Source organism: Microtetraspora malaysiensis (assembly GCF_001528665.1).
GTDB lineage: Bacteria > Actinomycetota > Actinomycetes > Streptosporangiales > Streptosporangiaceae > Microtetraspora_A > Microtetraspora_A malaysiensis.
This window is the reverse complement of the sequence record NZ_BBYJ01000007.1, coordinates 284,138-305,591: the sequence shown is the minus strand read 5'-3', so window position 1 is coordinate 305,591 and position 21,454 is coordinate 284,138. Positions and strand designations below refer to the sequence as shown.

Here is a 21,454-nt window from a genome sequence, read left to right as displayed (position 1 = left end):
TGCGAACGAAGGGTCGGTCGTGGCGGACATGTCTACGCGACCCTTTCGCTCTTCGGCGTGGCCTGACATCGCGGCCCGCCGGGTGGAGCGGGACTCCACAGAGGTCCGCTCGGGCGTTTGACACCGAACCTGGGCGAGGGCGGGTACGACGGCGACGCTCAGCCGATCTCCGGACCCCGGCTGTCCGGCACACGGCGCGACGCGGTCGCGCCCCGCTGAGCGCCATCACGATAACCGGCGAACCGCGCCGGGCAGAGGGAACGGCACCCTCCCAGGCCCGTGGGCCGCGGTTCGCCCGAGGAAGGAAAGAGTTGTGACGATCTCATCGAGGCTCGCGCCCCCCGACAACGCGGAGGTTCCCCAGGGCGGCGACCTCGCCGGGCAGTTGACCGGCTTCCTGCGCGAGCACGGCGATGAGCTCATCGAATTCCGGCGCGACCTCCACGCCCACCCCGAGACCGCCTTCAACGAGCACCGCACCACGGAGAAGATCGTCCAGCGGCTGCTGGAGGCCGACCTGAAGCCGCGGATCCTCACCCGCGGCACCGGCCTGTGGGTGGACCTCGGCCGGGAGAGCGGCCCCACCGTGGCGCTGCGCGCCGACATCGACGCGCTGCCCATGGACGACGAGAAGGACGTGCCGTACCGCTCGACGGTGCCGGGCGCCTGCCACGCCTGCGGCCACGACGTCCACACGGCCACTGTCCTCGGCGCGGGGCTGTTCCTCGCCGCCCAGGCCGAGGCGGGCGCGCTGCCCGGGCGGGTCCGGCTGATCTTCCAGCCCGCCGAGGAGACGGCGAGCGGCGCGCTCGTGGTCATGCGCGACGGCGGGCTGAGCGACGTGGACCGCATCTTCGCGCTCCATTGCGACCCCAGGATCGACGTCGGGCACGTGGGCCTGCGCACCGGCCCGATCACCGGGTCGTGCGACAGCATGGCCGTCCGGGTCACCGGTCCCGGCGGGCACACCGCCCGCCCGCACCTGACGGTCGACCTCGTGTACGCGCTGAGCAAGATCATCACCGAGCTGCCGGCCGCGCTGTCCCGCCGGGTGGACCCGCGCTCCAGCCTCAGCCTCGTGTGGGGCCAGATCGCGGCCGGTTCGGCGTTCAACGCCATCCCCGACGTCGGCGAGGCCAAGGGCACGGTCCGCTCGCTCGACGAGGAGGCGTGGCAGCAGGCGCCCGACCTGATCGCGTCGCTGGTCGACTCGGTGGCCTCGGCGTACGGCGTCGAGGCGGAGATCGACTATCGGCGTGGCACACCGCCGACGGTGAACGAGGCGACGAGCATCCAGATGCTGCACGACGCGGTGGTCCAGATGGTCGGGGAGACGGCGGCGGTGCCGACCCCGCAGAGCCTCGGCGGCGAGGACTTCTCCTGGTACCTCGAGTCGGTGCCCGGCGCGCTGGCCCGGTTGGGCACCCGCGTCCCCGGCGCGGTCAACGAGGTCGACATCCACCGTCCGGAGTTCGACGTGGACGAGCGGGCGATCGGGGTCGGGGTCAAGACCCTGGCGGCCACCGCGCTCACCGCGCTGTGGGGAGACGGCGCCCGCTGACGGCCTTCCTGGACGTCCCGGTGCACGCCGCCGCGGATATCCCTGTGTGACTCGACGTGCCGGAGTGGGCGGACACCGCCGCTCCGGCACGTTTGTCTGGGTACGGCCCCTGCCGCCGCCCCGACCCCTTCCGGCCCTTTCCCCGGCCTTCTTCTCGCACCGGCCATGACCTGCCGAAGCGCCGTCATCGCGCGTTCGATGAAGACCGGTGCCGAGTCCTCCGCGCGCCTCTCGGGATAGATCGAACTTACTCGCTGGTCACAAGGTGGCGAGAGGTACATAACGGACAGGTTTCGGACTCGTGCGCCCATTTGGTCTATGCAGGTCAAACAACTATCTTCCGTGCAGGGTCGGCGCGCGTCGTGCGCGCGGGACCGGTTGGACGGCGGGACACGGAAGGGGAGTAACACCTTGCTCCGCAATCGAGTAAGCAAGCTGGCTGCCGCCACTGCTGCGGGCGCCATGCTCATGGCCGCCGCCGCGTGTGGAGGTAGCGACGACAAGGCTGAGACGGGGGCCAGCGCCTCCTCGGACGCCGGCGCCACGAAGGGCGGCAAGGTCGGCCTCGCCTATGACATCGGCGGCCGCGGCGACCAGTCGTTCAACGACGCCGCCGCCGTCGGTCTGGACAAGGCCAAGGGCGAGTTCGGCATGGAGGCCAAGGAACTGGAGGCCTCGCCCGGCGAGACCGACGCGCAGAAGGAGGAGCGGCTGCGCCTGCTCGCCTCCGGTGGGTTCAACCCGATCGTCGCGGTCGGGTTCGCCTACTCCGGGTCGGTGAAGAAGGTCGCCGCTGAGTTCCCCGACGTCAAGTTCGCCATCGTCGACGACGCGGACGCGACCGGTCCCAACATCAGCAACCTGGTGTTCGCCGAGGAGCAGGGCTCCTACCTGGTCGGCGCGGCCGCCGCGCTGAAGTCGCAGAAGGGCAACGTCGGCTTCATCGGCGGCGTCAAGGTCCCGCTGATCCAGAAGTTCGAGGCGGGCTACGTCGCGGGCGCCAAGGCCGTCAAGCCGGACATCAAGATCCAGGTCAAGTACCTGAGCGAGCCGCCGGAGTTCACCGGCTTCAACGACCCGGCCAAGGGCAAGACCACCGCCCAGGGCATGCTGGACGCCGGCGCCGACGTGGTCTACCAGGCGGCGGGCGGCTCCGGCGGCGGCGTCTTCGAGGCCGTCAAGGGCGCGAACGCCATGGCGATCGGCGTCGACTCCGACCAGGCCCTGACCGCGGACAAGGCCGTCTCCGACGTCATCATCACCTCGATGCTGAAGAAGGTCGACGTCGCGGTCTACGACTTCCTCAAGAACTACACGGCGAACTCCCTCAAGGGCGGCGAGACCCGGTACGACCTGAAGGCGGGCGGTGTGGACTTCTCCACCACCGGCGGCAAGGTCGACGACATCAAGTCGCAGCTCGACGAGTACAAGAACAAGATCATCAGCGGCGAGATCACGGTCTCCCAGACCCCCTGACCCGCCGTCTTTCCGAGGGGCTCGGAGCCGACCGCTCCGGGCTCCTCGGCCTACCGTGCCTGTGACCCAGGCACCTTGTGTGGGGGAGGCCGCCATAACCACCGCAATCGCCACAGAACCCGCCGTTGAGCTGAAGGGGATCACCAAGAGGTTTCCCGGAGTCGTCGCGAACCGGGACATCTGCCTGAGCGTCGCCAAGGGACACATCCACGCCGTCGTCGGAGAGAACGGCGCGGGCAAGTCCACGCTCATGAAGATCCTTTACGGCATGCAGCGCCCGGACGAGGGTGAGATCCGGATCGACGGGGCGGTCGTGAACTTCCACACCCCCGGCGACGCCATCGTCGCCGGGATCGGGATGGTTCACCAGCACTTCATGCTGGCCGACAACTTCACGGTGCTGGAGAACGTGATCCTCGGCAGCGAGCCGCGCAAGGGCGGCCTCGCCGTCGACTTCGCCGCGGCGCGCAAGAAGATCAAGGAGATCTCCGACGCGTACGGCCTCGGTGTCGAGCCGGACGCGCTGGTCGAGGACCTCGGGGTCGGCGACCGCCAGCGGGTGGAGATCCTCAAGGTCCTCTACCGCGGCGCCCGGATCCTCATCCTGGACGAGCCCACCGCGGTCCTCGTGCCGCACGAGGTGGACGAGCTCTTCGACAACCTCCGGGTGCTGGTCCGCGAGGGCCTCACGATCCTTTTCATCTCGCACAAGCTCGACGAGGTGCTCAAGGTCGCCGACGCGATCACGGTGATCCGCCGGGGCACGACCGTGGCCAGCGTCGACCCCCACGAGGTGACCGCGCGCAAGCTCGCCGAGCTGATGGTCGGCAGCGAGCTGCCCAGCCCGGAGACCCGCGAGTCCACCGTCACCGACGTCGTCACGCTGGAGGTCTCCGGCCTCACGATGGCGGACACGGGCGCCGGACCCGTCGCGAAGGGCGCCTCCGCCGACGAACTGCGGGCGGCCGGCGTGCGCCTGCTGCTCGACGACATCTCGTTCACGATCCACAAGGGCGAAGTCCTCGGCATCGCCGGCGTCGAGGGGAACGGCCAGGCCGAACTGGTCGAGGCCATCATGGGCATGCGCGCGATCAACGCCGGGACGGTCAGCCTGGCCGGCGCGGACATCACCGGCTGGTCCACGCTGAAGCGGCGCGAGGGCGGCATCGGCTTCATCCCCGAGGACCGCCACCGGCACGGCCTGCTGCTGGAGGCGCCGCTGTGGGAGAACCGCATCCTCGGCCACCAGACGCGTGAGCCGAACGTCAAGGGCATCTGGATCGACCGGGCCGGGGCCCGCAAGGACACCCAGCGGATCGTCGAGGAGTACGACGTCCGCACCCCCGGCATCGATGTGGACGCGGCCGCCCTGTCCGGCGGCAACCAGCAGAAGCTGATCGTCGGCCGGGAGATGAGCGGCGAACCGGCGCTGCTGATCGCCTCGCACCCGACTCGGGGTGTGGACGTGGGCGCGCAAGCGGCCATCTGGGACCACCTGCGGAACGCGCGGGCCGCCGGCCTCGCCGTACTGCTGATCTCCGCGGACCTTGACGAGCTGATCGGCCTGTCCGACTCGCTCAAGGTCATCCTGCGTGGCCGGATCGTCGCCGACGTGGATCCCGGCTCCGTGACGCCTGAGCAGCTCGGTTCGGCGATGACCGGCGCCGGGGAGGGCGCATGAGCACGTTTCTTGATCGCGTTTTCGGGCGGGTCGGCCTCGGCGGTGTGATGGCGCTGGTCGCGCCCGCGCTGGCCGTCGTCTTCGCCGGGCTGGTTACCTCGGTGGTCCTGCTGATCGCCGGGCACCAGCCAGTCGAGGCGTTCACGTCCCTGGTGGAGTACGGCGCGCAGCCCCGCGTGCTGGTCCTGATCGTCAACCTCGCCACCACCTACTTCCTGTCGGCGGTCGCGGTCGCGGTTGGGTTCCGGATGAACCTGTTCAACATCGGCGTCGACGGCCAGTACCGGCTCGCCGCGCTGGTCGCGGCGGCCGTCGGCGGTGCCGCGCTCGTGCCGGGGCCGCTCAACATCGTGCTGGTCGTTCTCGTGGCCATGCTCGTGGGCGCCCTGTGGGCCTCGATCGCCGCGGTGCTGAAGGTGACCCGGGGCGTCAGCGAGGTCATCTCGACGATCATGCTGAACGCCATCGCGACCGGCCTGACCGGCTGGCTGCTGACCGCGGACCGGCTGGGCGTGCTCAGCGGCAACGCGATCGGCACCCCGCCCATCCCGGGCGACGCGCACATGCCCGGCATGGCGCTCATCCCGGGCACCCCGATGAAGATCAACGGCTTCCTCGTCGTGGCGATCATCGTCGGCGTCGCCTATGCCGTGCTGCTCAACCGGACCCGGTTCGGGTTCAACCTGCGCGCCACGGGCCGGTCGGAGCCGGCCGCGGTGGCGAGCGGCGTGAACGTCAAGCGCATGGTGGTCGCCGCGATGGTCATCTCCGGCGCCTCGGCCGGTCTGATCGGCATGCCGGAGCTTCTCGGCAGTTCCTTCGAGTACAGCCTCAACTTCCCGACGGGCCTCGGCTTCACCGGCATCGCGATCGCCCTCCTCGGACGGAACAACGCGGTCGGCATGGCGGTCGGCGCGCTGCTCTGGGGCTTCCTGGACAGCTCCTCGGACGCCCTGCAGCTCATGGACATCTCCAAGGAGCTCGTCGACATCATGAAGGGCGTGATCGTGCTCTCGGTGATCATCGCGTACGAGCTGGTTCACCGGTACCGGGTCGTGGCCGCGCAGCGCAAGGTCAGTCGTGAGCTCGCCGCCCCGGCCGAGACGGAAGGAGCCGCCGCATGACCGCCACGGACGTCGCGGCGGAGAAGCCGGCGGCCGCGCCGCCGGCCCGCCGGTTCAGGCTGACCTTCCCCGTCCTGCTGATCGGGCTGGCCGGGCTGGTCATCCTGCTCTCGATCGCCAGGGTGGTGACCGGCGCCAACGACATCACCTCCGGCGGCACCGTCAGCGCCGCCCTCGGCCTCGCCGTCCCGATCGGGCTGGCCGGACTCGGCGGCCTCTGGTCGGAGCGGGCCGGCGTGGTCAACATCGGCCTCGAAGGCATGATGATCCTCGGCACCTGGTTCGGCGCCTGGGGCGCGCTCCAGTTCGGCAACCCCTGGGCCGGGGTGCTTGCCGGGGCGCTGGGCGGCGCGATCGGCGGGGCCGTCCACGCGCTGGCGACGGTGACCTTCGGCGTCGACCAGATCATCTCCGGTGTCGCGATCAACATCGTCGGCCTCGGCTTCACCCAGTACCTCTCCAAGCTGGTCTTCGCCACGATGAAGGGCGGCGGCGCCAAGCAGTCGCCGCGCGTGCCGAAGATGGGCAAGATCAGCGTGCCGGGCATCGGGCAGCCGCTCCAGGACCTGCAGAACAAGCGCTGGTTCCTGGTGTCGGACGTGGCCGGCGTCCTCCACGGGATCACCCAGAACATCTCGCTCTTCACCATCCTGGCGATCGTGCTGGTGCCGCTGTCGTTCTACCTGCTGTGGCGTACCGCGTTCGGCCTGCGGATCAGGTCGTGCGGTGAGCGCCCGGTCGCGGCCGAGTCGCTGGGCGTCAACGTGTACCTCTACAAGTGGATCGCGGTGATGGTGTCCGGCGGGCTGGCCGGGCTCGGCGGGGCGTTCCTGTCGCTCGTCGCCGCCGGTATCTACCGGGACGGGCAGACGGGCGGCCGCGGCTACATCGGCCTGGCCGCCATGATCTTCGGCAACTGGCGTCCGGGCGGCCTGGCCGGAGGCGCGGCCCTGTTCGGCTACACCGACGCGCTCCAGCTCCGGCAGGGTGGCCCCTCCGTCCACGCGCTGCTGCTCGTCGTCGCCCTGCTGCTCGCCGCCGTCGCCGTCTACCAGCTCGTACGGCAGAGCCGGAACAAGGCCGCCCTGGCCACCGGCATCGCCGCCGTCGCCGTGTTCGCCGTGTTCGCGGTGACCGACACGGTGCCGGAGGCGTTCACATCGTTCACGCCGCACCTGACTACGCTGCTGGTGCTCTCACTCGCCTCGCAGCGGCTGCGGATGCCGGCCGCCGACGGCGTTCCCTATCGCAGAGGACAGGCCAAATGACCAAGCCGACCATCGACTGGGACGCGCTGCGCGCCCAGGCGACCGAGGCCATGGCGCACGCGTACGCGCCGTACTCCAAGTTCCCCGTGGGCGCCGCCGCGCTGGTGGACGACGGGCGGGTGGTCACCGGCTGCAACGTCGAGAACGCGTCGTACGGCGTCGGGCTGTGCGCGGAGTGCGGCCTCGTGTCGGCGCTGCACGCCGGCGGGGGCGGGCGCCTGGTGGCGTTCACCTGCGTGGACGGGCACGGAGAGCTGCTGATGCCGTGCGGTCGCTGCCGCCAGCTCCTGCTGGAGCACGGCGGGTCCGAGCTGCTGGTCGAGACCCCGGAAGGCCCCTGGCGGCTGGCGGACCTCCTGCCGTTCGCCTTCGGCCCAGACGACCTGTCGCGATAAATCGGGACGTGCGGCTTACGTGGGGCCGTACGCGAAATTGGGGGGAACCATGGGGTTCGACGCGATCGAGATCATCACCACCAAGCGGGACCGGCGCGAGCTGTCCACCGCCCAGATCGACTGGGTGATCGACGCGTACACCCGGGGTGGCGTGGCCGACGAGCAGATGTCCGCGCTGGCGATGGCGATCCTGCTCAACGGCATGAACCGCAGGGAGATCGCCGACTGGACCCTCGCCATGATCCGGTCCGGCGAGCGGATGGACTGGTCGGCGCTCGACCGGCCGACCGCCGACAAGCACTCCACGGGCGGCGTGGGTGACAAGATCACCCTGCCGCTCGCGCCGCTCGTCGCGGCGTGCGGCGCGTACGTGCCGCAGCTCTCCGGGCGCGGGCTCGGCCACACCGGCGGCACGCTCGACAAGCTGGAGTCGATCCCCGGCTGGCGCGCGTCGCTGTCGAACGACGAGATGCTGCACGTCATCCGCACCGCGGGCGCCGTCGTCTGCGCGGCGGGCAGCGGCCTCGCCCCGGCGGACAAGAAGCTGTACGCGCTGCGGGACGTCACCGGGACGGTCGAGTCGATCCCGCTGATCGCCTCGTCCATCATGTCCAAGAAGATCGCCGAGGGCACGGGTTCGCTCGTCCTCGACGTCAAGGTGGGCTCCGGCGCGTTCATGAAGAACGTGGACGACGCCCGCGAGCTGGCCGAGACCATGGTCGCGCTGGGCGGTGACGCCGGGGTCAGGACGGTCGCCCTGCTCACCGCGATGGACCGGCCGCTCGGCCGGGCCGTGGGCAACGCCCTGGAGGTCGCGGAGTCCGTCGAGGTGCTCGCCGGAGGTGGCCCCTCCGACGTCGTCGAGCTGACCGTACGGCTGGCCAGGGAGATGCTGGAGGCCGCCGCCGTACCGGGGGCCAAGGACCCCGAGCAGGCGCTCAAGGACGGCTCCGCGATGGACGCCTGGCGGCGGATGATCGGCGCCCAGGGAGGCGACCCGGACGCGCCGCTGCCCGTGGCGGCCGAGACGATGGACGTCGTCGCGCCGTCCTCGGGTGTGCTGCGCCGGCTGGACGCCCTCAGCGTGGGCGTGGCGGCCTGGCGGCTCGGCGCCGGGCGCGAGCGCAAGGAGGACGCCGTCTCCTTCGGCGCCGGGATCACCCTGCACGCCAAGCCGGGCGACACGGTGCGCGCCGGGCAGCCGCTGATGACCCTGCACGCCGACGAACCGGGACGGTTCGAGCGGGCGCTCGCCGTGCTTGAGGGCGGCTACGAGATCGGCAAGACCGCCGACCCCGCCCTGTTCCCGCTGGTGATTGACCGCATCACCGAAGGGGACCTCGCCCGCGACTGACCCCGCACGCGTACGTGCGGCGAGCTTTCAGGACCGGCGCTCGCCGCACGTACCGGGCCCGAGGCGACGGCGTCAGCCGAGATGGGCCGTGAGGACCGCGAGATGAGTGGGGGCGGCCTCCGCGTGCCGCTTCCTGCCCTCGTCGGTGAGCAGGACGAACACGCCCCGGCGGTCGGCCTCGCACATCGCGCGGGTGACCAGCCCTTCACGCTCCAGGCGGGCGATCAGCCGGGACAGCGCGCTCTGGCTCAGGTGGACCTCGTCGGCGAGCTCCTGCACGCGGAACTTCTCCTTGCCGCCCGCGTCGGTGGAGAGGCCCTCCGCCAGGTGATCCAGCACCTCGAACTCGCTCACGCCGAGGCCGTGCCGCTCACCCAGCTCGCGATCGAGCGCGCAGGAGACGGTGGCGTGCCGCCGGAGCAGCTCACGCCACTTGTCGATGACGTTATTGCCGGTTTTGTGGCGAGCCATCCCAGCCTCCTTTTCGCGCGGAGCCTAGCACGGGAGGCTAATACATGCAATCGCATTAAATGTTTGTGCATTGAATGCAGGTGCATGTAATGTCTGCGGCCATGACCTCTTCCGCAACGAACGAGCGCTGGGGGGCGCCCCTGTGGGGTGCGCTCAGCGTTCTTTGCGCTGTCATCTTCCTCGACGCCCTCGACGTGTCGATGGTGGGTGTGGCCCTGCCCTCCATCCAGGCCGACCTCGGCATGTCCACCGCCGCCCTCCAGTGGGTCGTGAGCGGGTACGTGCTCGGCTACGGCGGCCTGCTCCTGCTCGGGGGCCGCACCGCCGACCTGCTCGGCCGCCGCCGGGTCTTCCTCGTCGCGCTGGCCGTCTTCGCCGTCGCGTCCCTGCTCGGCGGGCTGATGAACGACGGCGCGCTGCTGATCGCGGCGCGCTTCGTCAAGGGCATGAGCGCGGCCTTCACCGCCCCCGCGGCGCTGTCGATCATCACCACGACCTTCGCCGAGGGGCCGGCCAGGAACCGGGCGCTGAGCATCTTCACCGCCTGCGGCGCGAGCGGCTTCTCCCTCGGACTCGTGCTCTCCGGCCTGCTGACCGAGCTCGGCTGGCGCTGGACCTTCCTGATGCCCGTCCCGGTGGCGATCGTGGCCCTGATCGCCGGCCTTCGGCTCCTGCCCCGCTCCGACGAGCGCGGCGAGGGCGGCCACGACATCCTCGGCGCGATCACGATCACCGCGGCGATGCTGCTCCTGGTCTTCACCGTGGTCCAGGCGCCGGACGTGCCGCTCTGGCGGACCGCGCTCTCCGCGGTCGCCGTGGCCGCGCTGTTCGGCCTGTTCGTGTGGCTGGAGCGCCGGGTCCGGCACCCGCTGGTCCGCCTCGGCATCCTGCGCTCCGCGCCGCTGGTCCGAGCCAACATCGGGCTCGTCATCCTGTTCGGCTCGTACGTCGGCTTCCAGTTCGTCGCCATGCAGTACTTCCAGAACCTGCTCGGCTGGTCGGCGCTGGAGACCGCGCTGGCGTTCCTGCCCGCCGGGCTGCTGGTCGCGATCAGCTCGACCAAGATGGGCGACCTCGCGGACAAGTACGGCACCGGGCGGCTGATCGCGCTCGGCTCGGTCGCGCTGCTGGCGGGCTACGCGATGTTCCTGCGGCTGGACACGCACCCCAGCCTCGCCACCATGGTCCTGCCCGGGATGGCGCTGCTCGGGATCGCGTTCGGGCTCTCCTTCCCGTCGCTCAACATCCAGGCCACCAACGGGGTGTCCGACGACGAGCAGGGGCTCGCCTCCGGCCTGCTCAACACCTCCGGCCAGGTCGGCGGCGCGGTGGTGCTGGCCATCGTGACGGCGGTCCTGACCTCCGGCTCGCCGGCCGACCCGATCGGCGCCTTCCGCTCGGCGATCATCGTCTCGGCCCTGTTCGCCCTGCTCGGCCTGGCCGTCGCGGTGAGCGGGCTGCGGCTCCGCTCCCGCTCCCGGTCCGGTACGGCGACCGCCGCCCCGGAGCAGGCCCTCGAAACGGTCTGACGACAGCGTGAGGGGCGCTCCACGGGGGAAGCGCTCCTCACGCGCGTTCCGGTCCTACATCGCAAGAATCAAGATCGCACCCGTTGCCTGCGAGCTGCCATCCCTGCGCCTCCTCGCGCAGGTGATGAACCTCGTCTTCGAACGCCTCTACGCCGCCGGCGGCTTCGATCGCACGCTCCAGGTGACCGCTCTCGCGCCACTTGCGATAGCTGCTCACTGGCTCATCTCCTTGTGCTCTGTCAGGTAGATGTCGTACAGGTGCTCGGCTCGCGCCACAACTGTCGGACGGACGCCTGTCATCGGGGTTGCGTCCACGATCGTCCCGTGGCCGCCACGCGATTCGCACCGGCATCCTGCTGAATGCCTACCTTCCAGCCGTTGACATCCACCGGAGCATCGCCGAGCGGGCGCGCTTCCTGGGCGGTGTGTAACGAGCCGCCGTATGCGACAGTGCCGTCATGCTCATCGTGATGGCCGGTCTACCCGCGGCGGGAAAGAGCTCGATTGCCGAGGGGTTGGGACGGGTGCTACCTGCTCCGGTGGTGGCGGTCGACCCTGTCGAGGCCGCGATATGGCGTGCCGGCGTGGATCGCGGTCAGCCCACGGGCCTGGCGGCCTACCTTGTTGCGGAGGCGGTGGCCGACGGTGTGCTGGCGCTGGGCCAGAGCGCGATCATCGACGCGGTCAACGCGGTGGAGGCGGCTCGCCGGCAGTGGCGGGCGCTGGCCGAGCGCCACCAGGTGTCAGTGGCGTTCATCGAGGTGGTGTGCTCGGACTCGCGGGCGCATCGCGAGCGACTGGAGCGCCGGTCCCGGGGCATCGTTGGCTTCGTAGAGCCGACCTGGGAATCTGTTCAGCAGCGACGGGCTGAGTACCAGCCCTGGACGGATGACCGGCTGGTGCTCGATTCGATTACGGACCTGGCCACGAACGTGACGAAGGCCCGGGAGTACCTGGCCATAGCATCACAATCTTCACGGCCCGCGTCCTGACAAGCCCCCAACCGCACACCCTGCCGTGAGGCAGAACGAGTTCACCGCCACGGGGCGAAACGTTGCCTGGTGCGGCCCTAGAGCCTGTGCGGAGTTCGGATCTCTAGGCCGGTCGAAGACCGCGGATCCACAAGATGGCCCCGCGTAGGTGCAGGCCGGCCAGATAGCTGTCGGGCGTCTTGTCGAACCGGAAGGCCAGCCCACGCCACTCCTTGATCCGATTGATGCACCGTTCCACTGTGTTGCGCTGCTTGTAAGCTCATCGCCGAGTTCACCTCGCGTGGCGCCCTACGCCCCGCCGCACCGCCGTCGGAACACCTGGGCGTGCTCACCGTCCGCGAGGAGGAGACGCTGCGGATGATCGCTCGCGGCCTGTCCAACGCGGAGATCGCGCAGGCCATGGTGGTCAGCGAGCACACCGTGAAGACCCACGTCAGCAACATGCTGACCAAGCTCGGGCTGCGTGACTGGGTCCAGGTGGTGATCACCGCCTACGAGAGCGGCCTGATCGTTCCCGGGCAGTGATGACGCCGGTGGCGCCCCCTTCCTCGACCTCCTGAAGGACTGAACACGCGCAGCCTGGGCAGGAGTCGCAACAGCGGTCTACCAGCACGTATGGAACAACGACACCCGCGGCCGGCCAGCGAACGGATCCGGCAAGACGAGCCGAAGAGGAGGTGGGGCGTCTTGATGGCTGAGCGATCTCAGGACGCCGCGCTCTCCCCGTCCGAGCTCGCGACCATGCGAGATCTGATCGGCGCCGACCGCGAACGGACCGTGGCGCGAGTCGCTTCGCTGACGCGCGACTGGGACGCCATCGTCCAGTCGGCCGCGCTGGTGGCCACCGATGACGAGCACGACCCCGAGGGATCGTCCACCGCCTTCGAGCGCGCCCATGTCCAAGCCCTGCTCGACCAGGGAAAGAGCCATCTCGCCGATCTGGACACCGCTCTGAAGCGGCTCGACGACGGCGCATACGGGGTGTGCGAGGTGTGCGGACGCCCCATCGCCGTCGAACGACTGAAGGCCCGTCCGGCGGCGAAGACCTGCATCGCTTGCGCGTCTGCCCGACGCTGATCCCCTGTAGGCGGCGCGTCCCGCCCCTGAGGACGGCACGGAAGCGCTCACCTTGTGAGGTAGGGGACTCTCTCCCCGGAGACGGGTGCTCGCGTGACTGCCCGGCGGGCCCCGGCTGGACAGAACCGAGGTCATCCCGATCCACCTTTGAAGGTGGCCTCCCCACGCACGGCAAGCGTCTCCTCGCCCTTGCCGCGCACAGCCAGGTGCTCTTTGACGCCAGGAGCGAGTGTCAGTACGGACGTTTACTATCCGGGCTGACTGGTGATCAAGCCGCGGGAGGAGTACGCCTTGTCGGCGGCCACCGCGCCCGGCCTGGTCCGCGGGAGACGACAGGCAGACGGATCTTGATGCGCTCCAGCACAGCGCGAAGCTGCGGGCTGTCTCCGGCTTGGCCGGGGGTGAGGACGAAGGACAGCGGACGGCAGCGCCGGTCGGCCGACAGGTGGACTTTGCTGGTCAGCCCGCCCCGCGAGCGGCCTAGCTTGGCCGCCCTCAGCCGGAACCGGTACCGACGTCGGATTAGCCGTCGTCCGTCCCCGTCTTCGTTCCCGTCCCCGTCTTGACCGGGGTCACCGTCGCGGGCGTTTTGGCCCTTTGGTGTAGCCCCCTTTCCCGTTCGACGGCCTCGTGCAGCGCTGCGGCCAACTCACCGCCCAGGACCATCCCAGCAGCGTGGTGATGGGCGCGGCCGTGGTGGAGTCCACGCTGACCAGGTCGAGATCGGCCTGCCCGCGGCCGCGGCCTCGGCGATCATCGCCTGCATCAGCCGTTCGAACACGCCGTGCACCGCCCATGAGCGGAACCTGTCATAGACCGTGGACCAGGGTCCGTACCAGGCCCTAGGACTCGTTCAGCGCGCCCAGGGCCCAGTGGGGGTGGGCCTCGGCCCGGCCGTCGAGAGCGATGCCGCGGAGACGGCACGACCGCACCTCGACGGCCGTCGCGGACGAGACGCGGTCGCTCTTCCTGGACGAGGGGCCGGTCTCGACGACCACCTCGCGCGCGCCTCCCCAGCCGTGGACGCGGCGGACCTCGGTGCCCGGCGGCAGCGAGGCGAGGCAGCTCCCGCGGACCCGGCCCGCGACGGCGTCCACGATCGCCACCCGGACCGCGGTGGCCCTTCCCGGGCGGGCGACCTCGGCGACCACCGCCAGGGTGCGCCCGCTGGGGGACGCGACGGCGGCCACGGGCAGGTCGGGGGCGAGCAGCGGGCCGTCCAGGCGCATCCGGTTCAGCACCCGGCCGTTCGGGCGCATCCGCACCAGATCGACCGGCCGCCCGCCGCCGACCTGGCCGACCGTGCCGGTGACCGTGCCGTCGTCGGCCACCGCGAGGACGTGGAGCCTGCGTGGCAACGTCCAATTGCGGCGACTGGTGAAGTCGCGCACCCGGGTCGGCCGGGCCCGCCCTCCGGTGCCGAACCCGGTTGCCACCCACCGACCCGACGGCGAGATCGCCAGCGACGTGTCCTTGGTGAGGCGCTGCCCGACCTCGACGAGGTCGCCGCCCTCCGGTACGGAGTGCCGCCGGTCGATGACCACGAAATCGGACCAGGAGGTGTTGTAGTACGCGATGTGGTTCCCGTCCGGGGTGATCGCGAGTAGCTGGTTTCCGCCGGGATCGGTCCTGACGCCCGCGTCGTAGATCACGTACTGTCGCCCTTCGGCGGTGACCACGCGCCACTCGAAGCACCGGCCCTCCTCGGTGTCGTCCACCAGGCAGCGGGCCCGGTAGGCGTACCGGATGGGGGCGTCCACCATGGAGGGGAGGGCGTCGCCGGACGAGTCGTCCTCGTCCGATGTCGCGTACGGGCCCTCGGTGGTGCGGTCGGGCGCTTCGTTGATCGCGCTGATCAGGGAGGTCGCGCCGAAGACCACGGGCACGATCACGAGGGCGGCCACAACCACGGAAACGCCGGTGACGAGGCGGCCGCGGGTGGAGCGGCGCCGCCGCGCGGTCCCCGCGACCTGGTCGAAGACGTCGCCCATGGGCGGCATCTCGGAGGCGAGGGCGTCCAGCGCGCGGCGCAGCGCCTCGCCCTCCGGGCCGAGGTCCGCGGCTCCGGTGGGGGTCGCCGCGGCGCCTCCGCCGGACCAGGGGAGCACCGACGAGGGCACCGAGGTCCAGGAGTGCTGCCGGGGCGCCTCCTGCTCCTGCTCCGGCGTCGGCGGGGCCCAGGTCGTCGCCCACCCGCCGGTGCGGGGCTCGGGCTCTGGCACGGACTCCTTCTCGGGTGCTGTGAGACCCGGGACGTGGGCGCGCAGCTCCGCGACGGCCGCCGCGATCTCGGCCCGCGCCGTCCCCGGATCGGTACGGCACAGCGCGGCGGCCTCCGCCTCCGGCACCCCCTCGTGGAAGCGCGCCACGACCAGTGCCCGGCGCGACGGCGGCAGCGCCCCCAGGGCGTCCCTGAACGTCGGGGCGGCGGCGCTGAGGCCGTCCGAGCTCTGGGCGGCCGGCTCCGTCCCGCCACCGGCCCACGACAGGAAGGACGCGAAGAGCCCCCGGCGGGCCGAGTCGGCGGGCTTGGCCCAGCGGACGGTGGGCCAGGTGAGCGCGATCCTGGTCAGGACGTCGACCACGAGGGTCCGCGCGCTCCACCGGTCCCCTGTGAGCAGCAGGGCCGTACGCGCCAGCGGCTGGGCCTGGTCGGCGACGAACGCGTCGAACCCCTGCAGCCGGCCCAGGTCGCCCTCGGAGCTCATCGCTGCCCTCCACTGTGCTGGGCGAATAGATGTGGATATTTCGCAATGTGAGACCCGGTACGGCGGCCACATTAACGGAGATCCGAACTCCGGGCCCGGCGCATACGTCTAATCAGGTGGCACGCAATCGCATCCGTTCGCAGTGGAACGTTCGACAGGAGAAATCGCCATGAAGACGTCGCGCGCCCTGGCTCTCGCCCTCGTGCCGATCGCCGCCACCCTCGCCTGCGGGAGCACGACGACCACCGCGAGCGGCGCGAGCGGCGGGATCGCCGGAGACGCCACCGCCACAGTCGCCTCCCCGGGGACCGGAGCCGGGCGGGAGAGCGCCGCCCCGACCGCCCCGACCGCCCCGACCGGCACGTCCACCGGAAACGCGACGTCTACGGGAAACGCCGCCGCCGCCGGGAACCCGGCGGCCAAGCCGGGCGAGCCCGCGCCGCCCACGAGCACCAAGCCGGTCACCGTCTCCCGCCACCCGGCCAAGCCGCCCACGGTGACCGGGGTCAGGTTCGCCCGGCACGCGGGGTTCGACCGCGTCGTGATCGACCTCTCCGGTGCGATGCCCGGCTACTCCGTCGCCTGGACCGACAAGCTCGTTCACGACGCCTCCGGCGACCAGGTCGGCCTCGCGGGCGGGGCGTATCTCCAGGTGCGCATCACCCCGGCGGCCGCGCACAACCGCGCGGGCGGCCCGACCTGGAAGGGCCCCCGCCAGGTCGCGGCGAACCTGCCGAACGTCCGCCACATCGTGAACAACGGCGACTTCGAGGGCATCGTGAGCGTCGGCCTCGTGCTCGCCCGCAAGGCCGGGTTCCGGGTGCTGGCGCAGTCGGGGCCGTCCAGGATCGTCATCGACGTGGCCCACTGACAGACTGGGACACATGGTACGGAGGATTGACGCGGCCACCCGGATCCCGGTCCCGGGCGGAAAGATCATCGACGAGTACGTCGGACGGGTCAACAGCGGCGACGAGCGGGTCTCGATCGCGCACATGCAGGCTCCCCCGGAGTGGGAGGAGCCGCCACAGACGCCGGAGTTCGCCGAGTACACCCTCGTGCTCAAGGGCTCGGTGATCGTCGAGCACGAGGGCGGCGCCACCGAGGTCGGGGCAGGTCAGGCGTTCGTCAGCGAGCCGGGCGAGAAGATCCGCTATCGCTCCGGGCCGTCCGGGGCCGAGTACGTGGCCGTGTGCCTCCCGGCGTTCTCGCCCGAGACTGCCAACCGCGACGACGCGTAATCGGCAAACAGTACATGATCCCTGTTTTCGCAGGTGGCATAGGATGCCGAGATGAGTGAAAGCGGCGTCCGGGACCCGGGCGCCGCTGGGCGCGGAGGAGTGACGACAAGCGATGAGCGAGCGACGCAGCGGTCATATCGGAGCCGGGAACACGAGCGGTTCCGCGCGGCGGGCGGGGGAGCGCGCGTGAACACGCCGACGCGGGAGCAGATCCGCCAGGCGCCCAAGGTCCTGCTGCACGACCACCTCGACGGGGGCCTGCGCACCGAGACGATCATCGATCTCGCCCGTGACACCGGCTACGGCAGGCTGCCGTCCACCGACCCCGCGAACCTCGCCGCCTGGTTCCAGGAGGCGTCCGACTCGGGATCGCTCGAACGCTACCTGGAGACGTTCGACCACACCGTCGGGGTCATGCAGACCCGCGAGGCGCTGGTCCGGGTCGCCGCCGAGTGCGCCGAGGACCTCGCCGACGACGGCGTCGTCTACGCCGAGGTCCGGTACGCGCCCGAGCAGCACACCTCTGGCGGCCTCTCGCTGGACGAGGTCGTGGAGGCGGTCATCGAGGGCTTCCGGATCGGCTCGCTCGGCCCCGACGGCACTCCGAGGATCAGGGTCGGCACGCTGCTCACCGCGATGCGGCACCAGGCCCGCTCGATGGAGATCGCCGAGCTGGCCGTGCGCTACCGCGACGTGGGCGTGGTCGGGTTCGACATCGCGGGGGCCGAGGCGGGCCACCCGCCCACCCGCCACCTCGACGCCTTCGAGTACCTCCAGCGGGAGAACGCCCACTTCACCATCCACGCGGGCGAGGCGTTCGGGCTGCCCTCGATCTGGCAGGCGATCCAGTGGTGCGGGGCCGACCGGCTCGGCCACGGCGTCCGGATCATCGACGACATCGCGCTGTCCGACGACGGCGAGGCCAAGCTCGGCAGACTGGCCGCGTACGTCCGGGACAAGCGCATCCCGCTGGAGATGTGCCCGACGTCGAACTTGCAGACCGGGGCCGCGCCGTCCATCGAGGAGCATCCGATCGGGCTGCTGCGCCGGCTGCACTTCCGGGTTACGGTCAACACCGACAACCGGCTGATGAGCGCGACCAGCGTGACCGGAGAGTTCGCCAAACTGGTGGACGCCTTCGGCTACGGCTGGGACGACCTGCAGTGGTTCACGGTCAACGCGATGAAGTCGGCGTTCATCCCCTTCGACGAGAGGCTCGCGCTGATCAACGGTGTGATCAAGCCGGGCTTCGCCCAACTGAAGTGGCACGCATGAAACAGGTTTTCCGCTCCAAGCTGGCGTGGGTCTTCGGGTGGGCGTGGATCGTCTTCGCGGCCTGGAACGCCTGGGACCTGATCTCCCGCGGCAGCATGCCGTCCGCGCTGATCGCGGGGGCGGTGCTCGGCGTCATCACGGTGTTCGTCGGGCTGCTGGCCCTGCGCCCGGCGATCATCTCGGAGGAGGGCGGCGTCCGGGTGCGCAACCCGTTCCGCACCGCGTACGTGCCGTGGAGCTCGGTGGACCAGGTGCGGGTCTCCAACGCGATCGTGATCGTGGCCGGTGACACGACCATCCGCTGCTGGAGCCCTCAGCCGAGCGCCCGCGAGCGGGCCAAGGCGCTCCGCCGGGCGAACAAGGCGCAGGCGTCCGACCAGCGGCAGCACGACGCGGCCGCGGCAGGCCGCACGCACGCCGACTGGGTGGCGCAGCAGCTCTCCGAGATGGCGGTGCTGCGCAAGCGGAACGCCTCGGGGGCGACCAGCATGTCGTGGTCGCCCGTGGCGATCGCCGGCCTCGCGGTCGCGGTCGCCCTCGTCGTGGTGACCATCGCCCTGACCTGAGCCGCGGTGACGGCCGCCCCGCGTCGGGCGGCCGTTCTGCCCTGCCGGGACCCGCTTCGCAGGGCGTCCGCGCTGTGCCGGGACCCTTCACCGGGCGTTCGCGCCCTGCGGGTCCCGGTCTCGCGCGTGTGCGCCCCGCGCTACCCGCCGATCGCGGCGGCGAGGTCCGCCTTGAGCGCGGCCAGGTCGGCGGCGGCCGCCGTCCGCGCCCGCTCGACGTCCCCGGACGCGGGCCCCGTGACCGGGACGACCACCTCCAGGTAGCACTTGAGCTTCGGCTCGGTGCCGCTCGGCCGGACGACCACGCGGGCGCCGCCGGCGAGCCGGTACCGCAGGCCGTCGGTCGGGGGCAGCCCGGCCAGGCCGGCGGCGAGATCCTCGGCGGACTCGACCTCCCGGCCGCCGAGCTTGACCGGCGGCGCCGCGCGCAGTCCGGCCATCGCCCGCTGGATGATCGACAGGTCCTCGACCCGGACGGAGAGCTGGCCGGTGGCGTGCAGGCCGTACCGGCGGGCCTGGTCGTCGAGCAGGTCGAGCAGCGTCCTGCCGTCCCGCCGGGCCGCCGCGGCCAGGCCCGCGACGGTGAGCGCCGCGCCGATCCCGTCCTTGTCGTGGACGGGCAGCCCGGCGGCGGAGCCGACGCTGTATCCCAGTGCCTCCTCGTAGCCGAAGATCAGGCCGGGACCCGCCTTCATGATCCATTTGAAGCCGGTCAGCGTCTCCGCGTGCCGTGCGCCGTGCGCCGCGGCGATCTTGCCGAGCAGCGACGACGAGACGATCGTCGTCGCGACCAGGCGGTCGTCGCCCGAGGTGGCGCGCAGCACGTGCTCGGCCAGCAGGCAGCCCAGCTCGTCGCCGGTGAGCATCCGGTAGCCGCCGCCGGGAAGGGGCACCCCGGCCGCGCACCGGTCGGCGTCCGGATCGTTGGCCAGGACGAGGTCCGCGCCGGTCTCCTCCGCGAGGCCGAGCGCGAGGTCCATCGCCCCCGGCTCCTCCGGGTTGGGGAAGGCGACGGTCGGGAAGTCCGGGTCGGGGTCGCGCTGCGCGGCGGCCATCGCCGGGACCGCGAAGCCCAGGCCGCGGAACGCCTCCGCGAGCGTCTCCGCGCCGACCCCGTGCAACGGCGTGTACGCGACGCGGACGTCCCGGGCGTCACCGACCGGCAGGCCGGCCAGCGCCCGCAGGTAGGGGACGACGATCGCCTCATGCGTGAGCGTCTGCCACGAGTCGCCGAGCGGCAACTCGTCCACCCGGCCGACCGCGTCGATCGCCCGCGAGATCTCCGCGTCGATCGGCGGCACGATCTGGGCGCCGTCTCCCCAGTAGACCTTGTAACCGTTGTCCCGGGGCGGGTTGTGCGAGGCGGTGACCATGACGCCCGCGTCCGCGCCCAGGTGGCGTACGGCGAAGGCCAGCACGGGCGTCGGCCACCTGCCGTCCATGACGGAGGCGCGCAGGCCCGCGCCGGTCAGCACGGCGGCGGTGTCCCTGGCGAAGACGTCCGAGTTGTGCCGCGCGTCGTAGCCGATCACCACGTGCCGGCCGGGGCCGAGGACGCGGGCCAGGCCGGCGGCGGCGCGCATCACGGTCACCCGGTTCATCCGCGCAGGGCCCGCGCCCAGCTCGCCGCGCAGGCCCGCGGTGCCGAACTCCAGCCGGGAGCCGAACCGGGAGGCCAGCTCGGCCTCGTCGTCGCGGGCGAGGAGCGCTTCCAGCTCCGCGCGGGTCTCCGGGTCCGGGTCCTGGGACAGCCACTCCCGCGCCCGCTCGATGAGATCGCTCATGGGTGCCCCTACAGCTTGTCGACGACCTTGGCGAGGAGGACGCCCATCCGGGCCGCGGTGGCGCGTCCCACCTCCAGGACCTCCTCGTGGTTGAGCGGCTCGCCCACCAGGCCGGCGCCCGGGTTGGTCACGAGCGAGATGCCGAGCACCTCCGCCCCCGCCTCGCGGGCCGCGATGGCCTCCAGCACGGTGGACATGCCGACCAGGTCGCCGCCGAGGGTGCGCAGCATCCGGATCTCCGCCGGGGTCTCGTACGTCGGGCCGCGGAAGGCCACGTAGACGCCTTCGGCGAGGGAGGGGTCCACCTCGCGGGCGAGGTCGCGCAGCCGGGGCGAGTAGACGGAGGTCAGGTCGATGAAGGTGGCCCCGGTGATCGGGTTCGCGCCGGTCAGGTTGATGTGGTCGCTGATCAGGACCGGGTCGCCCACGTTCTGGGTCTCGGGGCGCAGGCCGCCCGCGGCGTTGGTGAGGACCACCGTGCCCGCCCCCGCGGCGACGGCGGTGCGTACGCCGTGCACCACCGGCTCCACGCCGCGGCCTTCGTACAGGTGCGTACGGCCGAGCAGGATCAGGGCGTTCTTCCCCGACGTCGTCCTGACCGCGCGGATCGTGCCCGCGTGCCCGGCGACCGCGGGCGGGGCGAAGCCGGGCAGCTTCGTCACGGGGAACTCGGTGACGGTCTCGCCGATCACGTCCGCGGCCGGGACCCAGCCCGACCCCATGACGAGGGCGACGTCGAAGGATCCGATGCCGGTGAGGTTCTTCAAGGTGGCCGCGGCCTCTGCCGCCAGTGCGTAAGCGTCGTTGGTCACGTTCACCGAGCGTACAGAAGCGGATGAACCATCCCAGCCAGAAAACGGCGGGTCCGACGTCGCGCGACAAGATCTGGCGATATCTGCCAAAACCGGAGAGGCTCGACGGCAGGGGATGAAACGGGCGGAAGGCCCGCGAC

Annotated in this window: 20 protein-coding genes and 2 pseudogenes; 15 read left to right on the top strand and 7 right to left on the bottom strand. The window is 71.3% G+C overall.

What is annotated here, in order from left to right; translation table 11 throughout:
- Positions 1–313 precede the first annotated feature (313 nt).
- From AWQ71_RS09185 to AWQ71_RS09155, 7 genes are all read left to right on the top strand, one after another.
- Positions 314–1,561 (top strand): amidohydrolase, encoded by a 1,248-nt coding sequence (locus AWQ71_RS09185; RefSeq protein ID WP_084258725.1) that lies wholly within the window; start codon positions 314–316, stop codon positions 1,559–1,561.
- A 411-nt stretch (positions 1,562–1,972) separates the two neighbouring features.
- Positions 1,973–3,037, top strand: coding sequence for a BMP family lipoprotein (locus AWQ71_RS09180; protein WP_218001709.1), 1,065 nt, complete (start codon positions 1,973–1,975; stop codon positions 3,035–3,037).
- 61 nt (positions 3,038–3,098) lie between these two features.
- The gene (locus AWQ71_RS09175) at positions 3,099–4,718 is read left to right on the top strand and encodes an ABC transporter ATP-binding protein (protein ID WP_245658190.1); all 1,620 of its coding nucleotides are present in this window, start codon (positions 3,099–3,101) and stop codon (positions 4,716–4,718) included.
- Entirely contained in the window at positions 4,715–5,842 is a 1,128-nt protein-coding gene (locus AWQ71_RS09170) for an ABC transporter permease (protein ID WP_067129731.1), read from the top strand. The genes AWQ71_RS09175 and AWQ71_RS09170 overlap by 4 nt, the downstream gene beginning before the upstream one ends.
- Entirely contained in the window at positions 5,839–7,110 is a 1,272-nt protein-coding gene (locus tag AWQ71_RS09165; RefSeq protein ID WP_067129729.1) for an ABC transporter permease, read from the top strand. Before AWQ71_RS09170 ends, AWQ71_RS09165 begins: the two co-directional genes overlap by 4 nt.
- Positions 7,107–7,505: a cytidine deaminase gene (locus tag AWQ71_RS09160; protein WP_067129727.1), complete on the top strand. Its 399-nt coding sequence runs from the start codon at positions 7,107–7,109 to the stop codon at positions 7,503–7,505. Before AWQ71_RS09165 ends, AWQ71_RS09160 begins: the two co-directional genes overlap by 4 nt.
- Positions 7,506–7,554: 49 nt before the next feature.
- Entirely contained in the window at positions 7,555–8,859 is a 1,305-nt protein-coding gene (locus AWQ71_RS09155) for a thymidine phosphorylase (RefSeq protein ID WP_067129725.1), read from the top strand.
- 72 nt (positions 8,860–8,931) lie between these two features.
- Here AWQ71_RS09155 and AWQ71_RS09150 read toward each other — a convergent pair whose 3' ends face one another.
- Complete coding sequence (locus AWQ71_RS09150) at positions 8,932–9,330, bottom strand: MarR family winged helix-turn-helix transcriptional regulator (protein ID WP_067129721.1); 399 nt, start codon at positions 9,328–9,330, stop codon at positions 8,932–8,934.
- A 101-nt stretch (positions 9,331–9,431) separates the two neighbouring features.
- On the opposite strand from AWQ71_RS09150, the gene AWQ71_RS09145 reads away from it, so the two are divergent.
- The gene (locus tag AWQ71_RS09145) at positions 9,432–10,859 is read left to right on the top strand and encodes an MFS transporter (protein ID WP_245658189.1); all 1,428 of its coding nucleotides are present in this window, start codon (positions 9,432–9,434) and stop codon (positions 10,857–10,859) included.
- A 37-nt stretch (positions 10,860–10,896) separates the two neighbouring features.
- On the opposite strand, the gene AWQ71_RS40020 is transcribed toward AWQ71_RS09145, so the two are convergent.
- Complete coding sequence (locus AWQ71_RS40020) at positions 10,897–11,076, bottom strand: hypothetical protein (RefSeq protein ID WP_245658188.1); 180 nt, start codon at positions 11,074–11,076, stop codon at positions 10,897–10,899.
- Positions 11,077–11,317: 241 nt separating this feature from the next.
- Between AWQ71_RS40020 and AWQ71_RS09135 the strand changes: the two genes are divergently transcribed.
- Entirely contained in the window at positions 11,318–11,851 is a 534-nt protein-coding gene (locus AWQ71_RS09135; RefSeq protein WP_067129712.1) for a P-loop nucleotide/nucleoside kinase family protein, read from the top strand.
- Between the two features lie 103 nt (positions 11,852–11,954).
- Here the strand turns inward: AWQ71_RS09135 and AWQ71_RS44875 are convergent.
- Positions 11,955–12,107 (bottom strand): annotated as a pseudogene (locus AWQ71_RS44875) (transposase family protein); the annotation flags it as partial.
- Positions 12,108–12,175: 68 nt separating this feature from the next.
- On the opposite strand from AWQ71_RS44875, the gene AWQ71_RS09125 reads away from it, so the two are divergent.
- Positions 12,176–12,376: a response regulator transcription factor gene (locus AWQ71_RS09125; RefSeq protein ID WP_369407193.1), complete on the top strand. Its 201-nt coding sequence runs from the start codon at positions 12,176–12,178 to the stop codon at positions 12,374–12,376.
- Between the two features lie 165 nt (positions 12,377–12,541).
- The gene (locus AWQ71_RS09120) at positions 12,542–12,928 is read left to right on the top strand and encodes a TraR/DksA family transcriptional regulator (RefSeq protein WP_067129708.1); all 387 of its coding nucleotides are present in this window, start codon (positions 12,542–12,544) and stop codon (positions 12,926–12,928) included.
- Between the two features lie 272 nt (positions 12,929–13,200).
- Here AWQ71_RS09120 and AWQ71_RS43690 read toward each other — a convergent pair.
- Together AWQ71_RS43690 and AWQ71_RS09115 are read right to left on the bottom strand one after the other, a co-directional pair.
- A pseudogene (locus AWQ71_RS43690) lies at positions 13,201–13,769 on the bottom strand (transposase); the annotation flags it as partial.
- Between the two features lies 1 nt (position 13,770).
- Positions 13,771–15,636, bottom strand: coding sequence for a SigE family RNA polymerase sigma factor (locus AWQ71_RS09115; protein ID WP_067129705.1), 1,866 nt, complete (start codon positions 15,634–15,636; stop codon positions 13,771–13,773).
- 169 nt (positions 15,637–15,805) lie between these two features.
- Between AWQ71_RS09115 and AWQ71_RS40010 the strand changes: the two genes are divergently transcribed.
- From AWQ71_RS40010 to AWQ71_RS09095, 4 genes are all read left to right on the top strand, one after another.
- A complete protein-coding gene (locus AWQ71_RS40010) occupies positions 15,806–16,507 on the top strand; it encodes an AMIN-like domain-containing (lipo)protein (protein WP_084258720.1) in 702 nt (233 codons plus the stop codon).
- Positions 16,508–16,520: 13 nt separating this feature from the next.
- Positions 16,521–16,877, top strand: coding sequence for a cupin domain-containing protein (locus AWQ71_RS09105; protein ID WP_067129702.1), 357 nt, complete (start codon positions 16,521–16,523; stop codon positions 16,875–16,877).
- Between the two features lie 186 nt (positions 16,878–17,063).
- Positions 17,064–18,152, top strand: a complete 1,089-nt coding sequence (locus AWQ71_RS09100) for an adenosine deaminase (RefSeq protein ID WP_067129699.1) — start codon at positions 17,064–17,066, stop codon at positions 18,150–18,152.
- On the top strand, positions 18,149–18,718 hold the full coding sequence (locus tag AWQ71_RS09095) for a PH domain-containing protein (RefSeq protein ID WP_067129696.1): 570 nt from the start codon (positions 18,149–18,151) through the stop codon (positions 18,716–18,718). Before AWQ71_RS09100 ends, AWQ71_RS09095 begins: the two co-directional genes overlap by 4 nt.
- Before the next feature lie 140 nt (positions 18,719–18,858).
- Here the strand turns inward: AWQ71_RS09095 and AWQ71_RS09090 are convergent, their stop codons facing one another.
- Together AWQ71_RS09090 and AWQ71_RS09085 are read right to left on the bottom strand one after the other, a co-directional pair.
- The gene (locus AWQ71_RS09090) at positions 18,859–20,502 is read right to left on the bottom strand and encodes a phospho-sugar mutase (protein ID WP_067129692.1); all 1,644 of its coding nucleotides are present in this window, start codon (positions 20,500–20,502) and stop codon (positions 18,859–18,861) included.
- Positions 20,503–20,510: 8 nt separating this feature from the next.
- Positions 20,511–21,314 (bottom strand): purine-nucleoside phosphorylase, encoded by an 804-nt coding sequence (locus AWQ71_RS09085; RefSeq protein ID WP_067130408.1) that lies wholly within the window; start codon positions 21,312–21,314, stop codon positions 20,511–20,513.
- Between the last annotated feature and the right edge of the window lie 140 nt (positions 21,315–21,454).